Genomic DNA, 19,009 nt, shown 5'->3' on the forward strand with positions numbered 1-19,009 from the left:
TAATTTTACTGAAAAAGCTAGATAATAACAAAACCATCCTTATCACTCCATTTCACATGAGCAACAGGATGGTTTTGTTATTTATTCATATTTTGGCGCTAACTCATATGCAGACCGAATTGCTGCAATCATACTTTTCTCATCAGCAATATTTTTACCTGCAATATCAAATGCTGTACCGTGATCGACAGAGGTACGAACGATACCCCCTTTTAAGCCTACTGTTATATTTACACCTTCTTCAATTCCCATTACTTTAATCGGAGCATGCCCTTGATCATGGTAGCAGGCAACAACCATATCGAAATCTCCGCGGCCAGCTCTGAAAAATAGCGTATCTGCTGGAAGCGGGCCGGTCACGTCGATTCCCTCTTTTTGCGCACGCTGAATACCTGGCTCCAGCTTTTCTTCCTCTTCTCCATTACCAAATAAGCCGTTCTCACCTGCATGCGGATTAATGCCACATACGGCAATTCGTGGATTCTCCATTCCAGCATTACGCAATGTATCGTATGCCAGCTTGACTACCTTATAAGTTCTTTCAGGTGTAATACTTTCAATTGCTTTAATTAAGCCCATATGGGTTGTTAAATGAATCACCCGTAAATTAGGCGTAGTCAGCATCATAGAGAAATCTTCTGTATCTGTTAACTCAGCTAAAATTTCAGTGTGCCCTGGATACATATGACCTCCCTTGTGTAAGGCTTCCTTATTCAATGGAGCCGTGCAAATAGAATTAATGCGTTTTTCCTTTGCAAGCTCAACTGCTTTCGCTAAATATTGATAAGCAGCATTTCCAGCATCTGCTGATACTTTTCCGAAAGGCAGGTCAGCGGATAATAAGTTTAAATCAATCACATCGATTGTTCCATAGCTAAAAATGGCTTGCTCTGGTCCTTCTACGCTATGAATTTTCTGCTTAGATTCAACAATTGGTAAAACTCTTTCAAGAATTTCCTTATCTCCAATTACAATAGGACGACAATTCTTATAAATTTCTTCATGATTTAATGCTTTCACAATAATTTCCGGTCCGACGCCCGCAGCATCCCCCATTGTGATTCCAATAATCGGTTTTTGTTTCATTTTTTACTCTCCTCTCAATTTCTTACTAGCATCAATTAAAACATCATCTTGACCGAATCCACCAGCCTTCGTTATTGCAAATAAATTTTCTATTCCAATAAAGCTTGAAATTGGTACACCAACCTCCAACTCATCGTACAGAGTAAACCCTGTAATATCCCAATGCTCACAAATTTTCTTGGCAGTATCTCCGCCGGTCATAATAATTCCTTGAAAAATACCTTCTTTTAATAGTTGAGCAGCAACTGCGCCAATCATCTTCACAATCTCCCGGCTTGTTTCAGTAAAATTGTAACCATTACTTTCGCCAATTTTTCGTGCATAATCGATGTCGTCACGTTCACCGGAAGAGTATAAAACAATATCATGTCCACTTGCCACTTGTTTTTTCACTTCATTATAAACACGTTGCTCTTCTTCTTTTCTCTCACCCAAAGAAGAAACAGCTTTATACGAATCAATTTCTATCGCATACGCACTCTTATCAGCAAGCAGCTTGTTTAACTGATTTCGAGAATTAACATTGACACTGCCTACGACTGTTAAGATTGGCTTGTTTTGATTAACTATTTGATAGGTCTGTTCTTTCGCTTCTAACCCAAAATAAGCAGGTAAGTAATTAGCCAATCCTGCTGATCCTACTAACCCGGCAGCTGCAGATAATTTTTTTACTTCTGATAGAAATAATTGCAAATCTTCCTCTTTTTCGGAATCAACGATGATATACGTAATCCCCTGCTCTTTTAATACATTTAGCTTCTGAATAAACTTCTCAGAAGAGCGCAATTCTGCAAGACTGATTAAACCAGTCTCTTCACCAATTTGACTCTCCAATAATGCAGGCAGGTAAGATTCTGCAACAGGGGTTACCGGATCAAGTGAGATTTCTGTTTCTCCCAAAAGCTTTCCATTCAAATAGTGGTAGCCGTCGATTACTTTGCGGTTATTTGATGGATAGCCTGGAGCAATAAAAATAAAATCGGCTTGGAGCTCCTGCTGCATCCCTGCTAATTCTGCACCAATACTGCCTCTCATTGTTGAATCAATCTTTTTATAAATATTATTAATTCCTTCATCTAATAAGAAACGAGTAACCTTAGCTACTAATTTCTTCGCCTCAGCTGGAGCCATTGCTCTGCTATCTGTGTCGAATACAATGGCCTCATTACTCTGTACATTGCCTTTATCCATTTTAAAAAACACAGATGTCTGTAATCCATATTTCGCCAGCTGCACACCACTATCATTCGCACCTGTCAAATCATCTGCGATTATTGCTAAATTCATCATACCTCTCCTTCCATCATTAAAAAAGCCATAAGTATATGGCTTTTTTAATTGTTTACATCGTCGGATTTATCTCTTTAATCGGCTTACCCGTTTTCTTCTCTAAACGCTTTGCCAGTATCCCGATAAATATTGGTAATAATATCGCAGTTGTTACAACACTTGCCGCTACTTGTACTGTTGCTAATTCTGCAACTGGCATAAAGGACGCATTCGCAGCTGCAATAGCCATTGGTGTTCCAACAGCATTTCCCGCCGTTGATCCTTCTGAGGCTCCAACAATTGGATTCCAGCCAATCCATTTAAAGAGAAGATACCCGACTCCTCCGGTGATTAATACCGTTATTACTCCTAATAATACACCGCTCAATCCACCTTTAATAATCGCAGTAAAATTAATACTCATTCCCAATGAAAATGCAAAGAATGGAACTAATTTGTCACTTCCTTTATAAAGAAAGTCCCCCATTTCCTTATCCAGGTTCCCAATAGCAATACCTACTGCCAACGGAAGTAATACTGCAATAAAATCTGTTGGCGAGAACATTCCTTCAGCATATCCCATCGTACCAAAAATAGCTAAGGCAACCATGGTTAAGAACGGCCCATCACTTAAAGCTAAAAACGGATAAGCTGCTTTATCATCCTCTTTCCCGTATTGACCTGCAAAGGCAATATAAAGACCTCCATTTGAGTTCGTCATAGCTGCCACAATAGCAATTGGAGCAAGGCCCAAAAATAAACCATTGGAATCAGCTAGCATAATAGCAATTAGACCAATTACTGCTCCAATGCCCCATTTAAACGCTAATAACGTCAAACCTTTTTTAACTGATGTTCCTGCCGTTTTAAACGTGATCTGAGTACCGGCAATTAAAAGAAATAAAGAAATAAGCGCACTGGAGCTATCAACAAATAGCGCCTCTGTAAAACCGCCAATTCTTAATATATTTGGAAAAAATGTATTAATAGTTGCAGCCAATAATAATGGCACAACCATCATTCCACCAGGAATACGATCTAAAGTTGCTTTAATTTTCATTACTATCTCCCCCACATTTTTATAAAGCGTTTTCAGCAACCGCCCTATCATTAGATTAGACCAAATCGATTTATAATGCAACACTTAAATTTAAATTAAATAAAATTGTTTAATATTGCAACAAAAATAATTTCTATTCCTCTTTTGATAAAAAAAGCCTATCAATACCTTATATGATGGCATTAATAGGCTTCTTGTATTCACTCTTTTAATTTTCTCCATAATGTAGCACGATTAATTCCTAATCGTTTCGCCGCTTTCGTTTGATTATTGTCCTCTTCTCGTAAAACTTGTGCAATAATTGCCGCTTCCATTTCTTTCAGAGTTCCGTTAATTGGAAAGATCTGAGGTAATTGATTTTGTTCTGATATGGCTTCGAGTGTTTTTTTATGAAGAATGTAGTCCTTTTCATTTAACGTAGCTTGTTTAATTAAATCTCTAAGGCTGTCTACATGATTTTGATAGGATAATCCTTTTAAATAGGTGAGAGCCTCCTCTGAAATTTTCATCGCAGTAGTCCCGTATTTTTGATGGTAGTCAGCTAAAAAGTAAATAACCAGCTCTTGTAAATCATCTATTCGTTCAACAAGCTTGGGAAGATGAATCTGATGGAGCTTTTCCTGTTCAACAGTCTCATGCGACCAGCTATGCTCCGAGGTAATAAACAGCTGTACATCATTCTGTTCACATAGATTTTTTATATCTCTTATCCACCCCAGCGTTTCCTGGTTAGGAATCACATTGTACAAAATCAAACATTCTGGTTTTAAGAAAAATAAATCATTCGCTTTTTTCGTATTACATAAAGCAGCGTCAATTTCCATTACTAAATCATTTGGTGCGATATCTATATGAACCTGTGTCGCTAAAAACTTTTTTCCCGTGCCCTTTTCTCCCGTTATTAAAATTGGTTTATTCTTTTTATATAAAGCAATCATCGTTTTCATATGTTTTTTTATTTGTTCAGATTGACTGGCAACAGGTTCCTTCTGAAGTTCTGATTTCAGTCTAATCCCCTGCTCTTGAAGCCTGTTTAGAGAGTATTTTTCTAAGAAGTACAGCTTAAATTGCTCTTTTCCCTGATAGCCTGTAATCCGTATCTGCTCCTCACCAAATGGATAATACTTCGTTAACTGATAGTTTTCTGATTGAATCGAGCTATGCAACACATACCAATCCTGCTGAGATAAAGGATTATCAGTAAAATCTTCAAAATGCTTATATACCATTTCATTAAACTGGTTAAATACAATGATATTGCGATGCTCTTTAACTAGTATATCTTCAAATAGGTTTTTAAAATGTGTTTGTTTTTGCAGCTGTTCTGCTAAAAAGGCAGCTTCTTCGATTGCCCGGATGATAGACTCTTTCCCTGATTGCAGCAGCATCCCTCTTAATCCAATCGCTTCAGAGGTCTTAACTGTAATGACATCTCCAAGAATATGGTAATACCCCTCTTCCTTTAAACGTAGTAATAAGGGAGCTACTTCTTCTGACCTGGTAACAGTAAAAACCTTTAATGGCAGGTTCAACAATTCAATAATAGAGCTGGCACCTGTTGTAATATTAGAAAAGCCGACCACAGCTGTTTTCTCATGAATTTGACTAGCTAATGTTAGAGAGCGTGTTAAGTCATAACCAGATAAGTGAATGTCTACAACAGGAAGCGTCATGTGCTCCTTTAATATTCTTGCCGTCCCTCCACGGCTGATAAATATATCGACATCTTCCTTTTCTTTTTGTGCTGCTACCTTTACACCCTCCTGTAAATCTCCAACAGAATAGGTAATTTTAATATTTGAAAACATTTGCTGACATTCTTCTATAATAGGAATCATTGCTTGATAAGGGGCAATAATATGAAAATGTAACATAATCTTCTCCCTTCATGAATCGATTCATGTCATTATTGAATCATATTCCGCAGAAAAAAGGTAGTCGTATAGATTGCTTTAATAACTATTTGAAGTAAGTATCTCTCAAAAAACTTTCACTCCTCTGTAATCTTAATCCTTTTAAACCGCTGCTTGATAATGGTATTTCTTCCGTATTTTAAAGCCCAATGGTTATACAATTTAGATACATTTTTATCCTAAAATATTTCTTATCCCGTCTACTTTGTCTCTATCGATATTTTCTTCAAAAGACTGTTTCCTCCTGACTCCGCTGCCAAAATGATATTCATCTGCTTGGATTGTATTATGTAACGTTTGTATATTATCTACATTCAATCCACTTCCAGGCAAGATACCCGGCCCTTGCAATTTATGCTGTAATTGAACTAGCATACGCAGAGAATCCACTCCTGCCGCACAATTATCCTCACCACCAGAGGTTAAGATTCTTTTAATATTTTTTCGATAAGCCGCTAAAGTCTGATAGGCCTCTGTTTGATCCCTAACCTCATCAAAAGCACGATGAAAAGTAACATTCAATTTAGGAAATTCCCTGAATAAATCATCCAGAAAAGCTGTATCTATCGTTTTATTTTCATTCAACGCTCCAATAACAATTCGATTATGTCTCATTTCGGATAGTAAAGAAATATCCTTCTTCATAACCTCTTTATCATCCTGATTATATATATATCCATAATCATGAGGTCTGATCATTACCTGCACGGGGATTTGAACACTGTCAATGACACTTTTGAAGGTTCCATAAGTCGGCGTTAAGCCGCCTAATTCGATTGCTGAAACCAATTCTAATCTTGTAACTCCTAATTTTTCAGCATCCTTTGCATCTCTTGCATTTTGTACAATACATTCAATCATTCCAAAGTTCCTCCTGTTGAACAACGAATTCATAAAGCAGTTTTGTTTTGCTTTCACGTTAACCCTATAAGATAATTTTTGTTTCTCCTACTACCTCCCCAGCATCACTCAATATCTTTGTAGAACGCAGCTTATATAGATTATCAATTGTTTGCTTATTTTTATAATTTATTTTCTTTAAAATTTCAGCAACAACTAATGGCCATAGCAATTCGGTTCCACTTTGAACCTTTAAAGCAATACTGATTTTTTCTTCTTTCAGAGCAAGACAATATACTCCCTGCGCTCCGCCCTTTGCAATAATATTCTCATCCTCCAGCAATACCGTACATATAAAATCATGAGAGGCAATAATCTCTGGATAAGCCTGCATTGTATCAGAAATTCTCTTCAGTACCTTCTCTTTTTTCTTATCATTAATCATTTCCGGCTTCACAAACTTAAGATAAGATAGAGCCATGTTTCTTAATGGAATGCCGTACACCGGCACTCCACAGCCATCTTTTCCTGCATTCATTTTTTCTTTGGGGTATTCATTTAAAACCTCTATTTCCTCTCTGATTCGTTCTTGAATTGGGTGATTAAACTCTCCATAGTCTGCGATGCTATATCCCAGTTCTCTTGAACAAGCCAGGAATCCAAGATGTTTACCCGCACAATTATGCAGCAGTTTCCGTTTTTCATGCCCTTTACAAATATAATCAATTTTTGGAGATTCATTTAAAGGATAACTCTCATTGCATATAAGTGATTCTTCACTTAAATCTAATTTTTCTATTAAAGATTTCAAACTTTTCTGATGATAGCTTTCTCCTCGCTGAGAGGCGCAAAACAATGCCATTTCATCAGTCGCAAGGTTATATTTTCTTTCAATACCTGTGTCAAATACAGGTATTGCCTGGATCGGCTTCATGGCAGATCGGTAAAAGACAGGTGTATGCTCCACATCTCCCTTTGAATAAATCACTTCTTTCTGTTCATTTAGCACGCATATTATTCCATTATGCTCATTTTCTAAACCTCCGCCACGGTATTCTTCTGCAATAATCGTACTTTTACTCATTAAAAAGACTCCTCCTTATTCTTCTCTCTATACTGACGCTCCCTTTCTGTCACTACCGTATAATGGTGCTCCTCATGAATCCTTAAAAGTTTCACCACCTGTACAACATTCGGATATTTAGGTACAGGGTCCGGATACCTTATCCAGTAGCATTGTTCTTTCGTAAGAGGCTCTACACAGAATTTCATCTTTTCTGTCTCCTCCTCCAGTAAATCCCTTAGCTCCTCAAGCGTATATTCCCGCTTCATCTTCGGTTTTAAAATAAAGGGAGCTTTCATTGTCTTTCCACGATATATATTCTCCATATTATCTATATACCGTTTTATTTCGGGCCGGCGAAGCTGCATATAAAAACAAGCTATAGGCAAATAACAGGCTGACGTAATTCGGGTAAGCTTCAATAATAAATAACAGTGGTAGATTGACTCTGCAACACTCCATTTATCAGGTACTGATCTTGTATGAATCGCTGATTTGAAAATAGCTGTATTAAAATATTTATCTCTCATTATCTGGATTTCTTCAAAAAGAGGGGAAAGACCTTTGTACATTATGATCACCTGGCCAGAATTATTTTTGTTCAGAAAACTGTTTCTTCTACTCTATCACAGAGACGGAGCGGGAAGCTTCTTTTTCTGTTTAATGTTTACTAAATAAATCTATAAAAAAAGAAGGTTTTCTGCATCGTAACTCACCTGATACAGGAAACCTTCTGACATTTTTCGTTGTTTGATATAAGATTATTCAATATCTATTTAATCCAGAAACATAGCAGGGCTTATTTTAACATCTGGCCTCTACAATTAACGCTTTACATCCTCCTTAGCTCCTGAAACAGCAGCTAAAATCTCCGCCTCCGTTGACATTGGCGTATCCCCTGAAACCGTACACGCCAGCATACCTGCTGCAGCTGCAAATTCAACAGTTTTATCGGGTTCATAACCTGATAATTCACCATGCAGAATTCCGCTTGTATACGCATCACCCGCACCAATACGATCATATACAGAAAAGGTAATCCTTTTGGAAAATACAAAGCTATCTTTTTTATACATATAGCCTTCTAAAGAATGCGCGTTACCCTCATTAATATTTCGATGTGTACCCGCAATCGTTTGAATGTTGTACTTCTCAGCAACCTGAGGGATTAACTCCTGAAGCTGTTCTTTTCTTTCCAGCTTCTCTGTTTCCATCCCCAATATATACATGGCATCTTTTTCATTCATCATTACGATATCAGCCAATGAAAACATATCCTCATAATGCGGCTTTGCTTTCTCGTAGTCTCCATCCCATAAAGAAGGGCGGTAATTACAATCAAAGCAGACTATTCCACCGTTCTCTTTTACCTTTTCAGCAATGGCTTTCATATTTGCACGAACTTTATCTGTCATTGCAAGGCTGATTCCGCAAAAATGAATAACATCCGTTGTTGCTGCAATCGATGCCAGATCATAATCGGAAATATCGGCCGTATTAAATGTACTTTCTAAGCGATTTGTATATGTGACCCGGCTTGAACGCTGCCCAAAACCATTTTCTAAAAAATACATCCCGATATATTTACCGTTCCTTACAATAAAATTGCGTTCTATCCCCAAGCGCTGCAGGAAGGACATTGCTGCATCCCCCAGCGGATTGTCCGGCAATTTTGTAATCAGATAACCGTTGTGCCCAAGTTTTGTCATGGCCGAAGCAACATTTACCCCTGTCCCCGAAAAGGAATACTGTAAATTGCTTGCCTGAGTGAGTAATTCATATCCAGGCACCTGCAATCGCATCATTACTTCTCCAAACGCAACAATATTCTTAGGCATATTTATCAACCAGATCTTTACTGATAGTGAGAAGCTTTTTAACATCTTCCTCATTGGTTTTTCCAGTCTGCTTGTTAATAATCGAAGAATACACATGAGGAATCACTTTTGGCACTTTTGCTTCTAATGCTATTTCTAAGATAGTCGCGAAATTGTCCAAATCAATACCGCCTGTTGGTTCTAATGCAAAGCCTTCCTCCCCACAGGCTTTGGCAACTGCACGAAATTCTTTTTCTGTTTGTAACCCTTTCATCGGAAAATATTTCAATGCGTTTCCTCCCATATCACGAACAAGTGCAATGGCAGCCTTAACGGGAACAATAGCCATCTCACCCGCTTCTGCGCTAATTGGACCAGTAGAAATATTAACATATCCCACTTTACCGGCAGGCGATACAAGTGCGTTAATCCAGCTATCTGTTTCTCTCAGATTAGCCCGTGTTGCTCCCACAGCAGGAAAAACCTGATTAATATGAGATCCAGGATAATACTTTGCGATTTCTGCAACAACTGCTGCCTGTCTGTTATCACCTGCACCTAACCCTATGGAAACAGCTTCTTCAATTGCCCCTCCATATTCCTTCATAGCTGTGACAGCTGTATCAACCGTCGGGTAGTCCTTGGAAAGTACACCTACCAGTACATGACCCTCCGCTGCATCAAAAACTTCCTTTGCATTTTCAATACTATTGGCTAACACATTTAACGCGATTCTATTTTTATAAAAACGCTGATCCATATTCATTATCTATTTCCTCCTAAAATGGATTTTAATTCTGATTCAATAATATGAATGTCGTCACCCTGTAATGGGCGAGGATCAATATCAAAGAAACCCTGGCGGATTCCGTAATCACGTGTATAAATTGCTATTTCACCATTGCGGAGTTTGTCATTTACCTCTTTGGCAGTTATCCCTGCTGCTTCAGAATCAATTTGAATCCGGGCTCTGAAAATAGCACGCCCTGCTTCATCCTGCACAACGGTTACAGTTACTCCTTGGAATACATTTAGTGATTCCAACACTTCTAAGCTTCTCTTTTCAGCTTCACTATGATCTGTTTTCACAAAATACTCATCCAATGCCTGCAGCAGGCCAAATGTATTTTCCTTTCCTACCTTCATGCTTCTTCCAATATAGTGCAGCTGTGTTTTTACCCACTCCACATAATCTTTCTTTCCAGCTACTATTCCAGATGTTGGCCCTTCAATGGCCTTCGCTCCACTATAGATGACTAAATCGGAAACCCTTACATATTTTTTCAAATCCTCTTCCGCCGCTGCATCAACAATTAACGGAACATTTTTTGCCTGCGCGACTTCCCAGGCCTCTTCCACAGAAATCATATTTTTTTGGACAGCGTGATGGGATTTTACAAATAAAATTGCTGCGGTATTTTCATTAATAGCATCTGCTATATGCTCTTTTCTTCCTTCATTGGCATAGCCTGTTTCCACAAGCTTTCCTCCGCCAAGAGCAACCATTGTTTCTACTGGAGCGCCATATTGCACATTATGGCCTTTCAGCATCACAATCTCATTTTTGGAGATGCCTTCCTGATGCAGTTTTTCACTTTTTCTCCGGTTTCCTCCTGTTACAACCGCTGCAACAGAAAGTGCGATACCACTCGAAGCAGAATTGACGACTACAGCAGCTTCTGATTGAAGCAGTCCGGCAATATGTTCTCCTGCTTTATCTACCAGATCTGAGATTTCCACATAATTCTGTCCGCCGTATTTCATCGCTTCCATAACGGTATTTGTTGGAGCGGAAACCCCTAAAATACTCATTCTTCCACTGGCATTAATAACCCGCTTCAACCCATACTTAGCATTCATTGTATTCGCCATTAACAACCACTCCTTTTACTTCAATTCTCTGATCAGCCTTCCGCTTCTCGCCGTCTGAGTCAATTAAATCTATTGTCTCATCTTCCACAGAAAATAGGGTAAGATTTGCAATATCTCCTTTCGCAATTCGTCCAAGCTCTGGTTTATTTAACCACGCAGCAGCGTCAGCTGTTACAGCAGAAATAACTTCCTTCAGGGAATAACCTAAACATAAAAATTTATTTAAAACATTTGCCATATTATACACCGGTCCATGCAGCCGATTTTTCCGGTAAATATCTGTGCTGATGGTATTAAAATGGATACCGTGTTTCTTGGCCTGCTCAGCCGTTTTAAAAGAAAAGCTTGCATTACCATGACCAACATCCAAATGTATACCGCGCTCCATTGCTTTTAAAAACTTAGAAAGCGGCTTTCCCTGATTATCAAATAAATTATTCGCCTTTCCGTTCAAAAAATGTGTAATCACATCATTTTTCTCCAATAAATCCAATACATCATTAATATCTGGAGGTCCTGATCCAATATGAACCATTAACGGTAATCCCGTCTCTCTGGAAAACTCACGCGCCATTTTTAAAGGCTCTATATCGTTCGCTCCTACTACACTATTGCTGATTCTTGCTTTTAAACCAACGATAAAGTCTCTATTCTCCCTGACAGCACGCTTTACTTCCTCTTTATTCAACAAAGACAAATCCGATAATTCATCCACTCTCTTTAAGCCAATTCGTGAGATATTCAGGAAAGCAAATACATTTGTCTTAGACTTCCGGGAATTGTCTACCAAATCATGAATCCGGTCAGCTCCCGTACTTCCCGCATCAACTATCGTCGTTACTCCTGTTTTATAGCCAATCTCATCGATATCATCTCCATATGGATCGAACTCTGGAAAGGCATGCACATGCATATCAATCCAGCCGCTGGAAACATACGCTTTATTTTGATAATCAATTACTCTCTCACCAATTGCTGTTCCTGGTGAGGCAATATTTATAATTTTTTTATCTTCCACAACAATATCTACAGAAGTGCCATCCAGCATTTTTATATTCTGCAAAACTACATTGTCTGCCATTCCCATCATCCTTTTTGATCGGCTCTAGTCAATAAAGTAATATTTTTAAATATAACAGTATAAAAGCTCCTTCACGCTCATACTTTTTTTAACCCTATACGAAATAGATTAACATTAATTTTTCACACAGTCAAAATAACGTTATAATGTTTATGATTAATAGAACAATAAACTATATAAATTGATATATATAAATAAGTTGAACTTATATAGATGGATTCACAAAAAAACTGTATCTAATGATACAGTCAATTAACTCTCCTTAATTTCTTTAATCTGTTTATCTATTTTCTTAATTTCATCCTCTTTTTTCTCCTTCTTCATATCTTTAGATTTGACCTCTTCTTTTTTTAGCTCCAAACTGTTAATTTGCATATCCTTATTATTAAGCTCTTCTCCAAGCTTCAGAGCTTCTTTGTGATTATCAAGCTCCAGATAACTTCTTCCGGCGAGATATTTGGCACGATCATTATCAGAAATATCACCATAAATATCTATAACACGCTCAAAATCTTCGTTAATCCACGCCTGTTCAATCGTTACCTCCGGGGCCTCAGATTCAATATCGAGAATAGCTTGTTGTGCTTCCTCTCCATCTATTGATCTCAATTCATTAACCACCTTAACGTTATAGGAAGGATCCGATTTACTAGCCTTGTTTAAGCTGTCGACCGTTCCTAATTTGATATATTGCTCTATTAAGGTATGTTGTGCCTCTTCATCTAACTTCTCTATACTTTCAAAGCTGGCAATAGCTTCTTCGACCTGCCCCGTTACTGCCAAATAATAACTCTCGATTATTTTATCATTTTCCACAATCTCCGCTTCTAATGCTTCTTTTACTTCCGTGAGTTCTTTTTGTTGATCCGCTTCTGCAGTAAAAGCTTCTGTCATCGGTACAACTTTAACTACATAAAGCAGAAGCATCCCTAAAACTATCCCAATCACTAATCCGGCTGGCACAGCTATTTTGGACTTATTATATTTTTGAAAATTTTTCTTTAGTATGCCATCAGTTTTGATAGTATTTGTCGCTGTTGCAAACTGACTAATCACATTTCTTAACTCTTCTATCGTAACAGCTTTCTGTATTTCTCTGATAACTGGCTGTTCCTGTGCTAATTCATCAATGTTACTACTATTTACGGCTGCTGCGCTAAAAATTCCGATTATTATCGGCTTTACTTCATATACCACTTGTTGTCTCGTAAACTCGTCAGTTGATAAAACAAAACGAATACCACGTTGTGCAAATTTTATGTCTCCTTGTTCGTTGACATAGATATTATCTGGATGAATAAGTGTCGTATATTGTGTGCCAACTAATTTTTCTACAGCTAATATATTCAATGCTACTTTAGCTTTCAAATCATTATTTTTTGCCTTAAAGCTGGATAAGGGCATAAACCCTTGTGACTTCTGGTAATAAATGCGAACAACATCACCTTCAAGTGAATACCGCTTGAAATCGAAGAAAAGGTCATCCTGTCTATTCAGCTCTTCCAATTGTTCTGCATCTATTATATTCGTTTGGCTTTTCGGAATTTCATAAATAACTTCATCAGCTATTTCTTTGATAGAGCCGTATTTCTGTTCCTTCATCTTGCTCACCTCCATGACATATTATCTGTTACGGGAATGAATGAACTTTTTTATTCGCTCCCGGCAGGGTCTGTTAACTTTGGCAAATGCAGAGATTACCTTCTCAATATTGGTAAAGCGTTTATCCGGATTTGTCGATGTCAGTTTTATTACTATATTGGCAAAAGCCCTGGGAAGCCGCTTACGAAGAATAATTTCATGGTCACTCGCATAAATATTCCCGCCATTACTCGCTAAATAAAATAAGACCGCACCTAATGAGAATAAATCCGAGCGGAGATCCACTACACCATTCTCGAATTGCTCTGGAGCGGCATAACCAATTGTACCTAATGCATTCACCTGTCCTGCCTGTTCGACAGTGGCGGATATACCAAAATCAACCAGATATACCTTCTGATTCTCAGCAAGCAATATGTTAGATGGTTTAATATCTCTAATCACGATTGTCGGCTTATTCTGATGAAAGACCCGGATAATGTCAGCCAATTGTTTTGCAATACCCAGTATTTCCTCCCAAGTAAATTCCTTTCCTTTCTCCATTAGGTCAGAAAGGTCAGTGGCCGTTAATTTCTCTATTACGATAGCATTATAATATTGATTTATTGTCAATTTATCATATAGTTTCGGGATTCGGTCATGATTTACTGAAGCAAGGATAGCTGCCTCATTATCTACTTGATTGTTCAACAAAGTGTCCGGGCTCTTTACCACCTTCAGCAGGGCATGTTCTCCATGACTCAATTTCACCTCATATAAAAGAGATGTGCCGCCTTCTGCTACATAATCGATAATTTCATATTTATGCTGAATCATCTCATGCTTCTTCCACATAGCTATTCCTCAACTCTTTGGCTAAAATTAACCGCTAGAACTGATGCATCATCAGTACGTTTCTTTGCTTTTGTTAATGCATAAAAGTGAGAAATAATCGCCTCCAGCGACTGCTTTTTCTCTATCTGTGCTGTCCACTCCTTATTTAACTCATTATTTGTAAATAAAGTATGAAATCCATCCGTACACAACAAAAAAGAATCTGAAACGGTAAAAGTACCGGAAGCTGTATATGGTTCCACTTTACCTTTCACTCCCATACATTGTGTTAAATAGTGGGCTTTATCATGAGATTCGGCCTCTTCCACTGTCATCAAACCTTCCTCCACTTGCATCGAAGCAAAGGAATGATCAACCGTTAACTGGAGAAATACCTTCTCTTTATTCAAATCAATCGTGTCACCATTTGACTCTTCCAGCTCGTTGATATTCTCCCGATAACGATATATCCGACTATCACCAACATGGCAGATAAAGTATTGATTCTCGATAAACAAAAGAACACTTAAGGTAGTACCAATTTCTGTCTGTTCTAATTTACTAATCTCAATCAAGCGATCATTAATCTCATGGAAAAGGGTAATTAATTGCTCTTTGCAAGTCGATAGAAAGGATGCAGGTTCTTCATTCATCCAAATGGTGCTGCGCCACCATTGCAATACATAGTCAACAGCAAAACGACTGGCAGCATCACCTAAAGAGTGACCTCCCATCCCATCTGCAATCACTGCCAGATGCACTTCCTGTTCGGACGACAGCCTATCGCTGGAGTAACCAAATGCATCTTGATTCGATTTCTCCAGGGAAGGCGTTAAACTGAATTTCTCCATCTGTATGACATTGCTCAGCTTTGTGTTATTCATTCGGACACCTTATAAGTGTAGACTGTTTTTCCAATTTGGATGGTATCATCACTTGATAGCTCATAAATTTTATAAGGAATGATCTTTTCGTTATTAATATAAGTTCCATTTTTGGCTCCCAAATCTTTAATGCCGTATGTATCCGATAATTTGACCAGCTCTACATGTAAGCGGGAAATACCTACAGCCTTTTCGATAAAGTCGGTTCCTTTTTCTGCACGTCCGATAATAAAGTTATCCTTCTCCAGTTGAATTTCTTCCTCTGCCTCATCACGATTAATCACTAAATAGTTTCTGATTTTCTTCTTGCTTTGCTCTGGAATCATTTCGGTTTCATCTAATAACATTGTTTGGTCATTTGTTTCTTCGCGCCTGTCATCACCTGAGGAAGCTATCGGTTCAAACTCTGTAACCTCCTGATTCTGCACCTGCTGGTTATTTGTGATTACCGTAGCTGATATTTCTTCCACTACTCGTTGCTCTTCTACATTTGTTTCTTTATCATTTTTGCGGAAAGACGCCTGTTTTGTTGGCTTACTTTTTACTTTGACCTCTTTTTCTGTAATAATCGGTTTGACGCCTGGTCTCCAAACAAACCAATACACATACACTCCGGCCATAATGACGAGGGACAAGGCTATAGAGACAACCAGCATAGCGGTATTACCTGCATCCATATATAATCGCCATACTCCTGCCAACAATAGAACACCAATCAAAATAGAGTACGTTTTTATCTTGCTGGCAAGAGGCGGCATTTTTCGTACCTTTTTTATCTTTATAATTTCTTTAGGCTGGGAAACTTCTCTTTGATAGTCTTCCTCTTCCCCCTCTCCTTGGTACCCCTGTTTTTGCAGTTGGCTCAACAACTGCTTAATACCATGCAAGCTAAAACCCGGATCTTTGATATAGTTTAGAATCGTTTTGAATTGCACACCATTCAGGCCTTTAACTTCACTCGCCATATTTAATAATAATTTCTTCAGGCTCTCGTAAAGAGTTGAATTGGTTACTCCCTCTTTTAATGGGACATACATTAAATAAACCTGATGATATCCGTCGCCAATATAGATGTACTCCTCATCAAGGACAAAATGGTCTTCACTTAACATATTATTATTTGAATCTTGTAACGCTTGAATAATATTAATAAACAACGCATAATAGTTTTGCATCGAGAGAGGACGTTCCTTAGCAAAAGGACGTAATTTGCGCAATCCCTCCGTCTTATAAAATACAGTGATTTCTTCATTCATTTCTTCCAAGCTTATTGGTAATAATCTTGGGATATCATTAGATTGAATCATTTTTAATTGCAATTCTTGAAAATCATCCGCGGTGAAACCTTTTTCGCTTGTTTGCTTAAGTTTCATATAACCGCCATTTGATGTTATTTGGTCTATATGGTATAGCTCCAATGGATTAGACACGAGCTATTCCTCCTTTGTTTGATGCTGTTTCTATTCTTTAAGAGATATACATATAATAAAATGCAGTAATTACGCCAGGTACAACTGCATATATAAATGGAAAACGATTAGACACATTTTTTTTAAAAGCTTCTAGTGGCGTTAGTGACCGCTTCTGGATACTCTCTTTGATATGTATAAAAGCCAACAACATGTTAATAAAGATCGTTTTGGTAAACAATAAAATAATAATCCCAATAATACCGGCAAAAACAATGGAATACATCGTCGCATATAAAGTAAATAACACTCCTGTAATCGCACCAATCGCTGCAAACAATTTTACATCTCCCGCGCCGATTGCTTTAAATATATATAATACAAGCATAATTCCGCCGCCAGCTAATACTCCAAACACAGACTGCAATAAACCATCGATTTGATGTACAAACAAGTGATATAAAATGCCCGCCAGAACCCCTGTTACATTAAGCCAATTGGGAATCCGCTGTTTACTGATATCGAAATAAGCTACAACAGACAGAAAGATAATTAATAGAATAAAATTTCCCTGCAATGTTCAGATCACCTTCCTTCCTAATTTCCAACCCAGCCACGCTCCACTGCCACTTTTTTAATTTTAATCTCTTTCTCAAAGAAGGGGAGTACCATTTGCATCGTATTCTCTGCCTCAATCTTGACATCTGCGGCATCCCCGCTTGTACCATGCGGGAAGGAAGAATTGGTTACACGGATATTCTCAGGGCTGAAAAAGCTTGAAGAGGGCACATTTTCTTGATACATTCCTTTTACAATATCTTGATATACACTATCAGAGAAATGGTTAAGTGCTTCTCCAGATGTAGGAATTACATCTTTTCCCACTTCACCTAATTTGTTTAAAATATATTCAGCTACTTCATCATTTCCAAGCTTACCAGCAGCATTATCTGTCAATGAATCAACAAATCCATCTGTCTGACTCTGAATCTGATTTTGTGCCAGCATCGCTAGATAAGAATAATGTGCTACCGACTGTGCTGTCTCATTCACAGCTTCTTGTAAGGCCATCTCAGCGATCGATATTTTCACTAATGAAGTCAGAAATAGTATAAAAGTTAGCAAAAGAGGGATGATTAATGCTGCTTCCACTGTAATGCTTCCATTATCCTTTTTTAGAAATCTCAACATAACTCCCTCCACTTCATCTTTTGGGGCTTGCCTTAGTTAATGTTCATACATTGATTGGGAATCCTCTCATAATTAACTATTTCTTCTATTTCATGTTAATCATTGATTAAAAAATGCTCCTTGTGATTTCCATCACTTGTTTCAAAAAATGTAATAAATCCCCCTGTAAAACTATTGCTTTCCTAGTCTATATGTAATGCTTCACAGACCTCTATATTAACGATATAATTTGCTTGATACGTTCCTTTTACGAAATTCATGTTCAGTGCTTCTTCTATAATTGCTTCCTTAACCTTTGTCTAATCTAAATCTTCTATAAACATTTGTGGTTCGCTGTGACCCTCTGATTTTGTCTCACTCTCTCCTATTCGGCAAGTAATAAAAAGCAAGCATCTAATATTATGAATGTTTTCTTGAATCCAAGCAAATCCTATTTTTGAAACAAAATGATTATGCAAACCTGAATATAATGGAGATTATTTGTGAGGAGAAGTAATTTCTCCTCACCTGATTTATCATTTATTTTTCTGGGTTTGGTAATTCAAAATGTGTTTCTGTATCTGATGTAAACTCATATTTCAATAAAAATGCATCAGCATAATCTGTTGTTGTTGTATAAACCAGATGTCCTTCCACTTCATCACCTGGAGCTAACTCTTCATCTCCTTCAGGGAAGAATTCATCATAGGATGTGTGCCCACCATCTTCATCAATACCTGAAAAATTGGCAGAAAACATTTGGTTAGGAACATAGCTCTCATCACTAATATTTTTAATTGTAATATCCACAACAGCAAATACATCTTCCTCACGAGCTCCCGAAAGATAATCATCAATCGTACTGCCATCAACCTCTTTCGTTAACTGAAAATCGTTTACCGTTACTTCATAATCAAATTCATATAAATCACTTGTAATTACTGCTGTTTCCCCGATTTGATAGACTTTTTTCTGCTCCGCTTCTTCAGAAGTATCTGCGTCAGTTTCATTTTCTGTTGTGTTATCTGTATTTTCTTCCCCAGTATTTTCCGTTGCTTCTCCCTCATCACTACAAGCCGCTAATAACAAGATGGCAAATAATAAAATAAATATTTTCTTCATTTGAAATT

18 protein-coding genes are annotated in these 19,009 nt (G+C 37.7%); all 18 read right to left on the reverse strand.

Features of this window, described 5'->3' with window-relative positions; translation table 11 throughout:
- Positions 1 to 81: 81 nt before the first annotated feature.
- The 18 genes from pdxA to MKY30_RS04765 all read right to left on the reverse strand — a co-directional run bounded on the left by pdxA (position 82) and on the right by MKY30_RS04765 (position 19,001).
- Entirely contained in the window at positions 82 to 1,086 is a 1,005-nt protein-coding gene (pdxA, locus tag MKY30_RS04680; protein ID WP_339283607.1) for a 4-hydroxythreonine-4-phosphate dehydrogenase PdxA, read from the reverse strand.
- 3 nt (positions 1,087 to 1,089) lie between these two features.
- Positions 1,090 to 2,373: a four-carbon acid sugar kinase family protein gene (locus MKY30_RS04685; protein WP_147211300.1), complete on the reverse strand. Its 1,284-nt coding sequence runs from the start codon at positions 2,371 to 2,373 to the stop codon at positions 1,090 to 1,092.
- 55 nt (positions 2,374 to 2,428) lie between these two features.
- Complete coding sequence (locus MKY30_RS04690) at positions 2,429 to 3,415, reverse strand: 2-keto-3-deoxygluconate permease (protein ID WP_147211301.1); 987 nt, start codon at positions 3,413 to 3,415, stop codon at positions 2,429 to 2,431.
- A 200-nt stretch (positions 3,416 to 3,615) separates the two neighbouring features.
- Complete coding sequence (locus tag MKY30_RS04695) at positions 3,616 to 5,289, reverse strand: PrpR N-terminal domain-containing protein (protein ID WP_341082921.1); 1,674 nt, start codon at positions 5,287 to 5,289, stop codon at positions 3,616 to 3,618.
- 213 nt (positions 5,290 to 5,502) lie between these two features.
- On the reverse strand, positions 5,503 to 6,189 hold the full coding sequence (locus tag MKY30_RS04700; RefSeq protein ID WP_341082922.1) for a copper homeostasis protein CutC: 687 nt from the start codon (positions 6,187 to 6,189) through the stop codon (positions 5,503 to 5,505).
- A 64-nt stretch (positions 6,190 to 6,253) separates the two neighbouring features.
- Positions 6,254 to 7,252, reverse strand: a complete 999-nt coding sequence (locus MKY30_RS04705) for an asparaginase (protein WP_341082923.1) — start codon at positions 7,250 to 7,252, stop codon at positions 6,254 to 6,256.
- Positions 7,252 to 7,761, reverse strand: a complete 510-nt coding sequence (locus MKY30_RS04710) for a DinB family protein (protein WP_246145181.1) — start codon at positions 7,759 to 7,761, stop codon at positions 7,252 to 7,254. The genes MKY30_RS04705 and MKY30_RS04710 overlap by 1 nt, the downstream gene beginning before the upstream one ends.
- Before the next feature lie 294 nt (positions 7,762 to 8,055).
- Positions 8,056 to 9,069: a sugar kinase gene (locus MKY30_RS04715; RefSeq protein WP_341082924.1), complete on the reverse strand. Its 1,014-nt coding sequence runs from the start codon at positions 9,067 to 9,069 to the stop codon at positions 8,056 to 8,058.
- The gene (gene dagF / locus MKY30_RS04720) at positions 9,062 to 9,814 is read right to left on the reverse strand and encodes a 2-dehydro-3-deoxy-phosphogluconate aldolase (protein ID WP_445667709.1); all 753 of its coding nucleotides are present in this window, start codon (positions 9,812 to 9,814) and stop codon (positions 9,062 to 9,064) included. Before dagF ends, MKY30_RS04715 begins: the two co-directional genes overlap by 8 nt.
- Positions 9,814 to 10,920: a DgaE family pyridoxal phosphate-dependent ammonia lyase gene (locus MKY30_RS04725; protein ID WP_147211308.1), complete on the reverse strand. Its 1,107-nt coding sequence runs from the start codon at positions 10,918 to 10,920 to the stop codon at positions 9,814 to 9,816. The genes dagF and MKY30_RS04725 overlap by 1 nt, the downstream gene beginning before the upstream one ends.
- Positions 10,898 to 12,001 (reverse strand): amidohydrolase/deacetylase family metallohydrolase, encoded by a 1,104-nt coding sequence (locus tag MKY30_RS04730; protein ID WP_341082926.1) that lies wholly within the window; start codon positions 11,999 to 12,001, stop codon positions 10,898 to 10,900. The genes MKY30_RS04725 and MKY30_RS04730 overlap by 23 nt, the downstream gene beginning before the upstream one ends.
- Before the next feature lie 252 nt (positions 12,002 to 12,253).
- Positions 12,254 to 13,603 carry a type VII secretion protein EssB/YukC gene (locus MKY30_RS04735; RefSeq protein WP_175637117.1) on the reverse strand — a complete coding sequence of 450 codons (1,350 nt, stop codon included), beginning with the start codon at positions 13,601 to 13,603 and terminating at the stop codon, positions 12,254 to 12,256.
- A gap of 21 nt (positions 13,604 to 13,624) precedes the next feature.
- Complete coding sequence (locus tag MKY30_RS04740) at positions 13,625 to 14,437, reverse strand: serine/threonine protein kinase (protein WP_077602594.1); 813 nt, start codon at positions 14,435 to 14,437, stop codon at positions 13,625 to 13,627.
- Between the two features lie 2 nt (positions 14,438 to 14,439).
- The gene (locus tag MKY30_RS04745; RefSeq protein ID WP_077602595.1) at positions 14,440 to 15,300 is read right to left on the reverse strand and encodes a PP2C family protein-serine/threonine phosphatase; all 861 of its coding nucleotides are present in this window, start codon (positions 15,298 to 15,300) and stop codon (positions 14,440 to 14,442) included.
- Positions 15,297 to 16,730, reverse strand: a complete 1,434-nt coding sequence (locus MKY30_RS04750) for a DUF6382 domain-containing protein (RefSeq protein ID WP_341082927.1) — start codon at positions 16,728 to 16,730, stop codon at positions 15,297 to 15,299. Before MKY30_RS04750 ends, MKY30_RS04745 begins: the two co-directional genes overlap by 4 nt.
- Before the next feature lie 37 nt (positions 16,731 to 16,767).
- Complete coding sequence (locus tag MKY30_RS04755; protein WP_339283623.1) at positions 16,768 to 17,286, reverse strand: A24 family peptidase; 519 nt, start codon at positions 17,284 to 17,286, stop codon at positions 16,768 to 16,770.
- A gap of 20 nt (positions 17,287 to 17,306) precedes the next feature.
- Positions 17,307 to 17,900, reverse strand: a complete 594-nt coding sequence (locus MKY30_RS04760; RefSeq protein ID WP_147211315.1) for a TadE/TadG family type IV pilus assembly protein — start codon at positions 17,898 to 17,900, stop codon at positions 17,307 to 17,309.
- Between the two features lie 519 nt (positions 17,901 to 18,419).
- Positions 18,420 to 19,001 (reverse strand): DUF4352 domain-containing protein, encoded by a 582-nt coding sequence (locus tag MKY30_RS04765; protein ID WP_147211316.1) that lies wholly within the window; start codon positions 18,999 to 19,001, stop codon positions 18,420 to 18,422.
- Positions 19,002 to 19,009: the final 8 nt, after the last annotated feature.

This window comes from Oceanobacillus sp. FSL W8-0428 (assembly GCF_038004405.1).
In the GTDB taxonomy this organism is placed as follows: domain Bacteria; phylum Bacillota; class Bacilli; order Bacillales; family Amphibacillaceae; genus Oceanobacillus; species Oceanobacillus sojae.

Excerpts from the sequence above, each read along its gene's own strand:
- pdxA (WP_339283607.1), bottom strand. The coding sequence starts at position 1,086 with ATGAAACAAAAACCGATTATTGGAATCACAATGGGGGATGCTGCGGGC.
- MKY30_RS04685 (WP_147211300.1), bottom strand. The coding sequence starts at position 2,373 with ATGAATTTAGCAATAATCGCAGATGATTTGACAGGTGCGAATGATAGT.
- MKY30_RS04690 (WP_147211301.1), bottom strand. The coding sequence starts at position 3,415 with ATGAAAATTAAAGCAACTTTAGATCGTATTCCTGGTGGAATGATGGTT.
- MKY30_RS04695 (WP_341082921.1), bottom strand. The coding sequence starts at position 5,289 with ATGTTACATTTTCATATTATTGCCCCTTATCAAGCAATGATTCCTATT.
- MKY30_RS04700 (WP_341082922.1), bottom strand. The coding sequence starts at position 6,189 with ATGATTGAATGTATTGTACAAAATGCAAGAGATGCAAAGGATGCTGAA.
- MKY30_RS04705 (WP_341082923.1), bottom strand. The coding sequence starts at position 7,252 with ATGAGTAAAAGTACGATTATTGCAGAAGAATACCGTGGCGGAGGTTTA.
- MKY30_RS04710 (WP_246145181.1), bottom strand. The coding sequence starts at position 7,761 with ATGAGAGATAAATATTTTAATACAGCTATTTTCAAATCAGCGATTCAT.
- MKY30_RS04715 (WP_341082924.1), bottom strand. The coding sequence starts at position 9,069 with ATGCCTAAGAATATTGTTGCGTTTGGAGAAGTAATGATGCGATTGCAG.
- dagF (WP_445667709.1), bottom strand. The coding sequence starts at position 9,814 with ATGAATATGGATCAGCGTTTTTATAAAAATAGAATCGCGTTAAATGTG.
- MKY30_RS04725 (WP_147211308.1), bottom strand. The coding sequence starts at position 10,920 with ATGGCGAATACAATGAATGCTAAGTATGGGTTGAAGCGGGTTATTAAT.
- MKY30_RS04730 (WP_341082926.1), bottom strand. The coding sequence starts at position 12,001 with ATGGCAGACAATGTAGTTTTGCAGAATATAAAAATGCTGGATGGCACT.
- MKY30_RS04735 (WP_175637117.1), bottom strand. The coding sequence starts at position 13,603 with ATGAAGGAACAGAAATACGGCTCTATCAAAGAAATAGCTGATGAAGTT.
- MKY30_RS04740 (WP_077602594.1), bottom strand. The coding sequence starts at position 14,437 with ATGTGGAAGAAGCATGAGATGATTCAGCATAAATATGAAATTATCGAT.
- MKY30_RS04745 (WP_077602595.1), bottom strand. The coding sequence starts at position 15,300 with ATGAATAACACAAAGCTGAGCAATGTCATACAGATGGAGAAATTCAGT.
- MKY30_RS04760 (WP_147211315.1), bottom strand. The coding sequence starts at position 17,900 with ATGTTGAGATTTCTAAAAAAGGATAATGGAAGCATTACAGTGGAAGCA.
- MKY30_RS04765 (WP_147211316.1), bottom strand. The coding sequence starts at position 19,001 with ATGAAGAAAATATTTATTTTATTATTTGCCATCTTGTTATTAGCGGCT.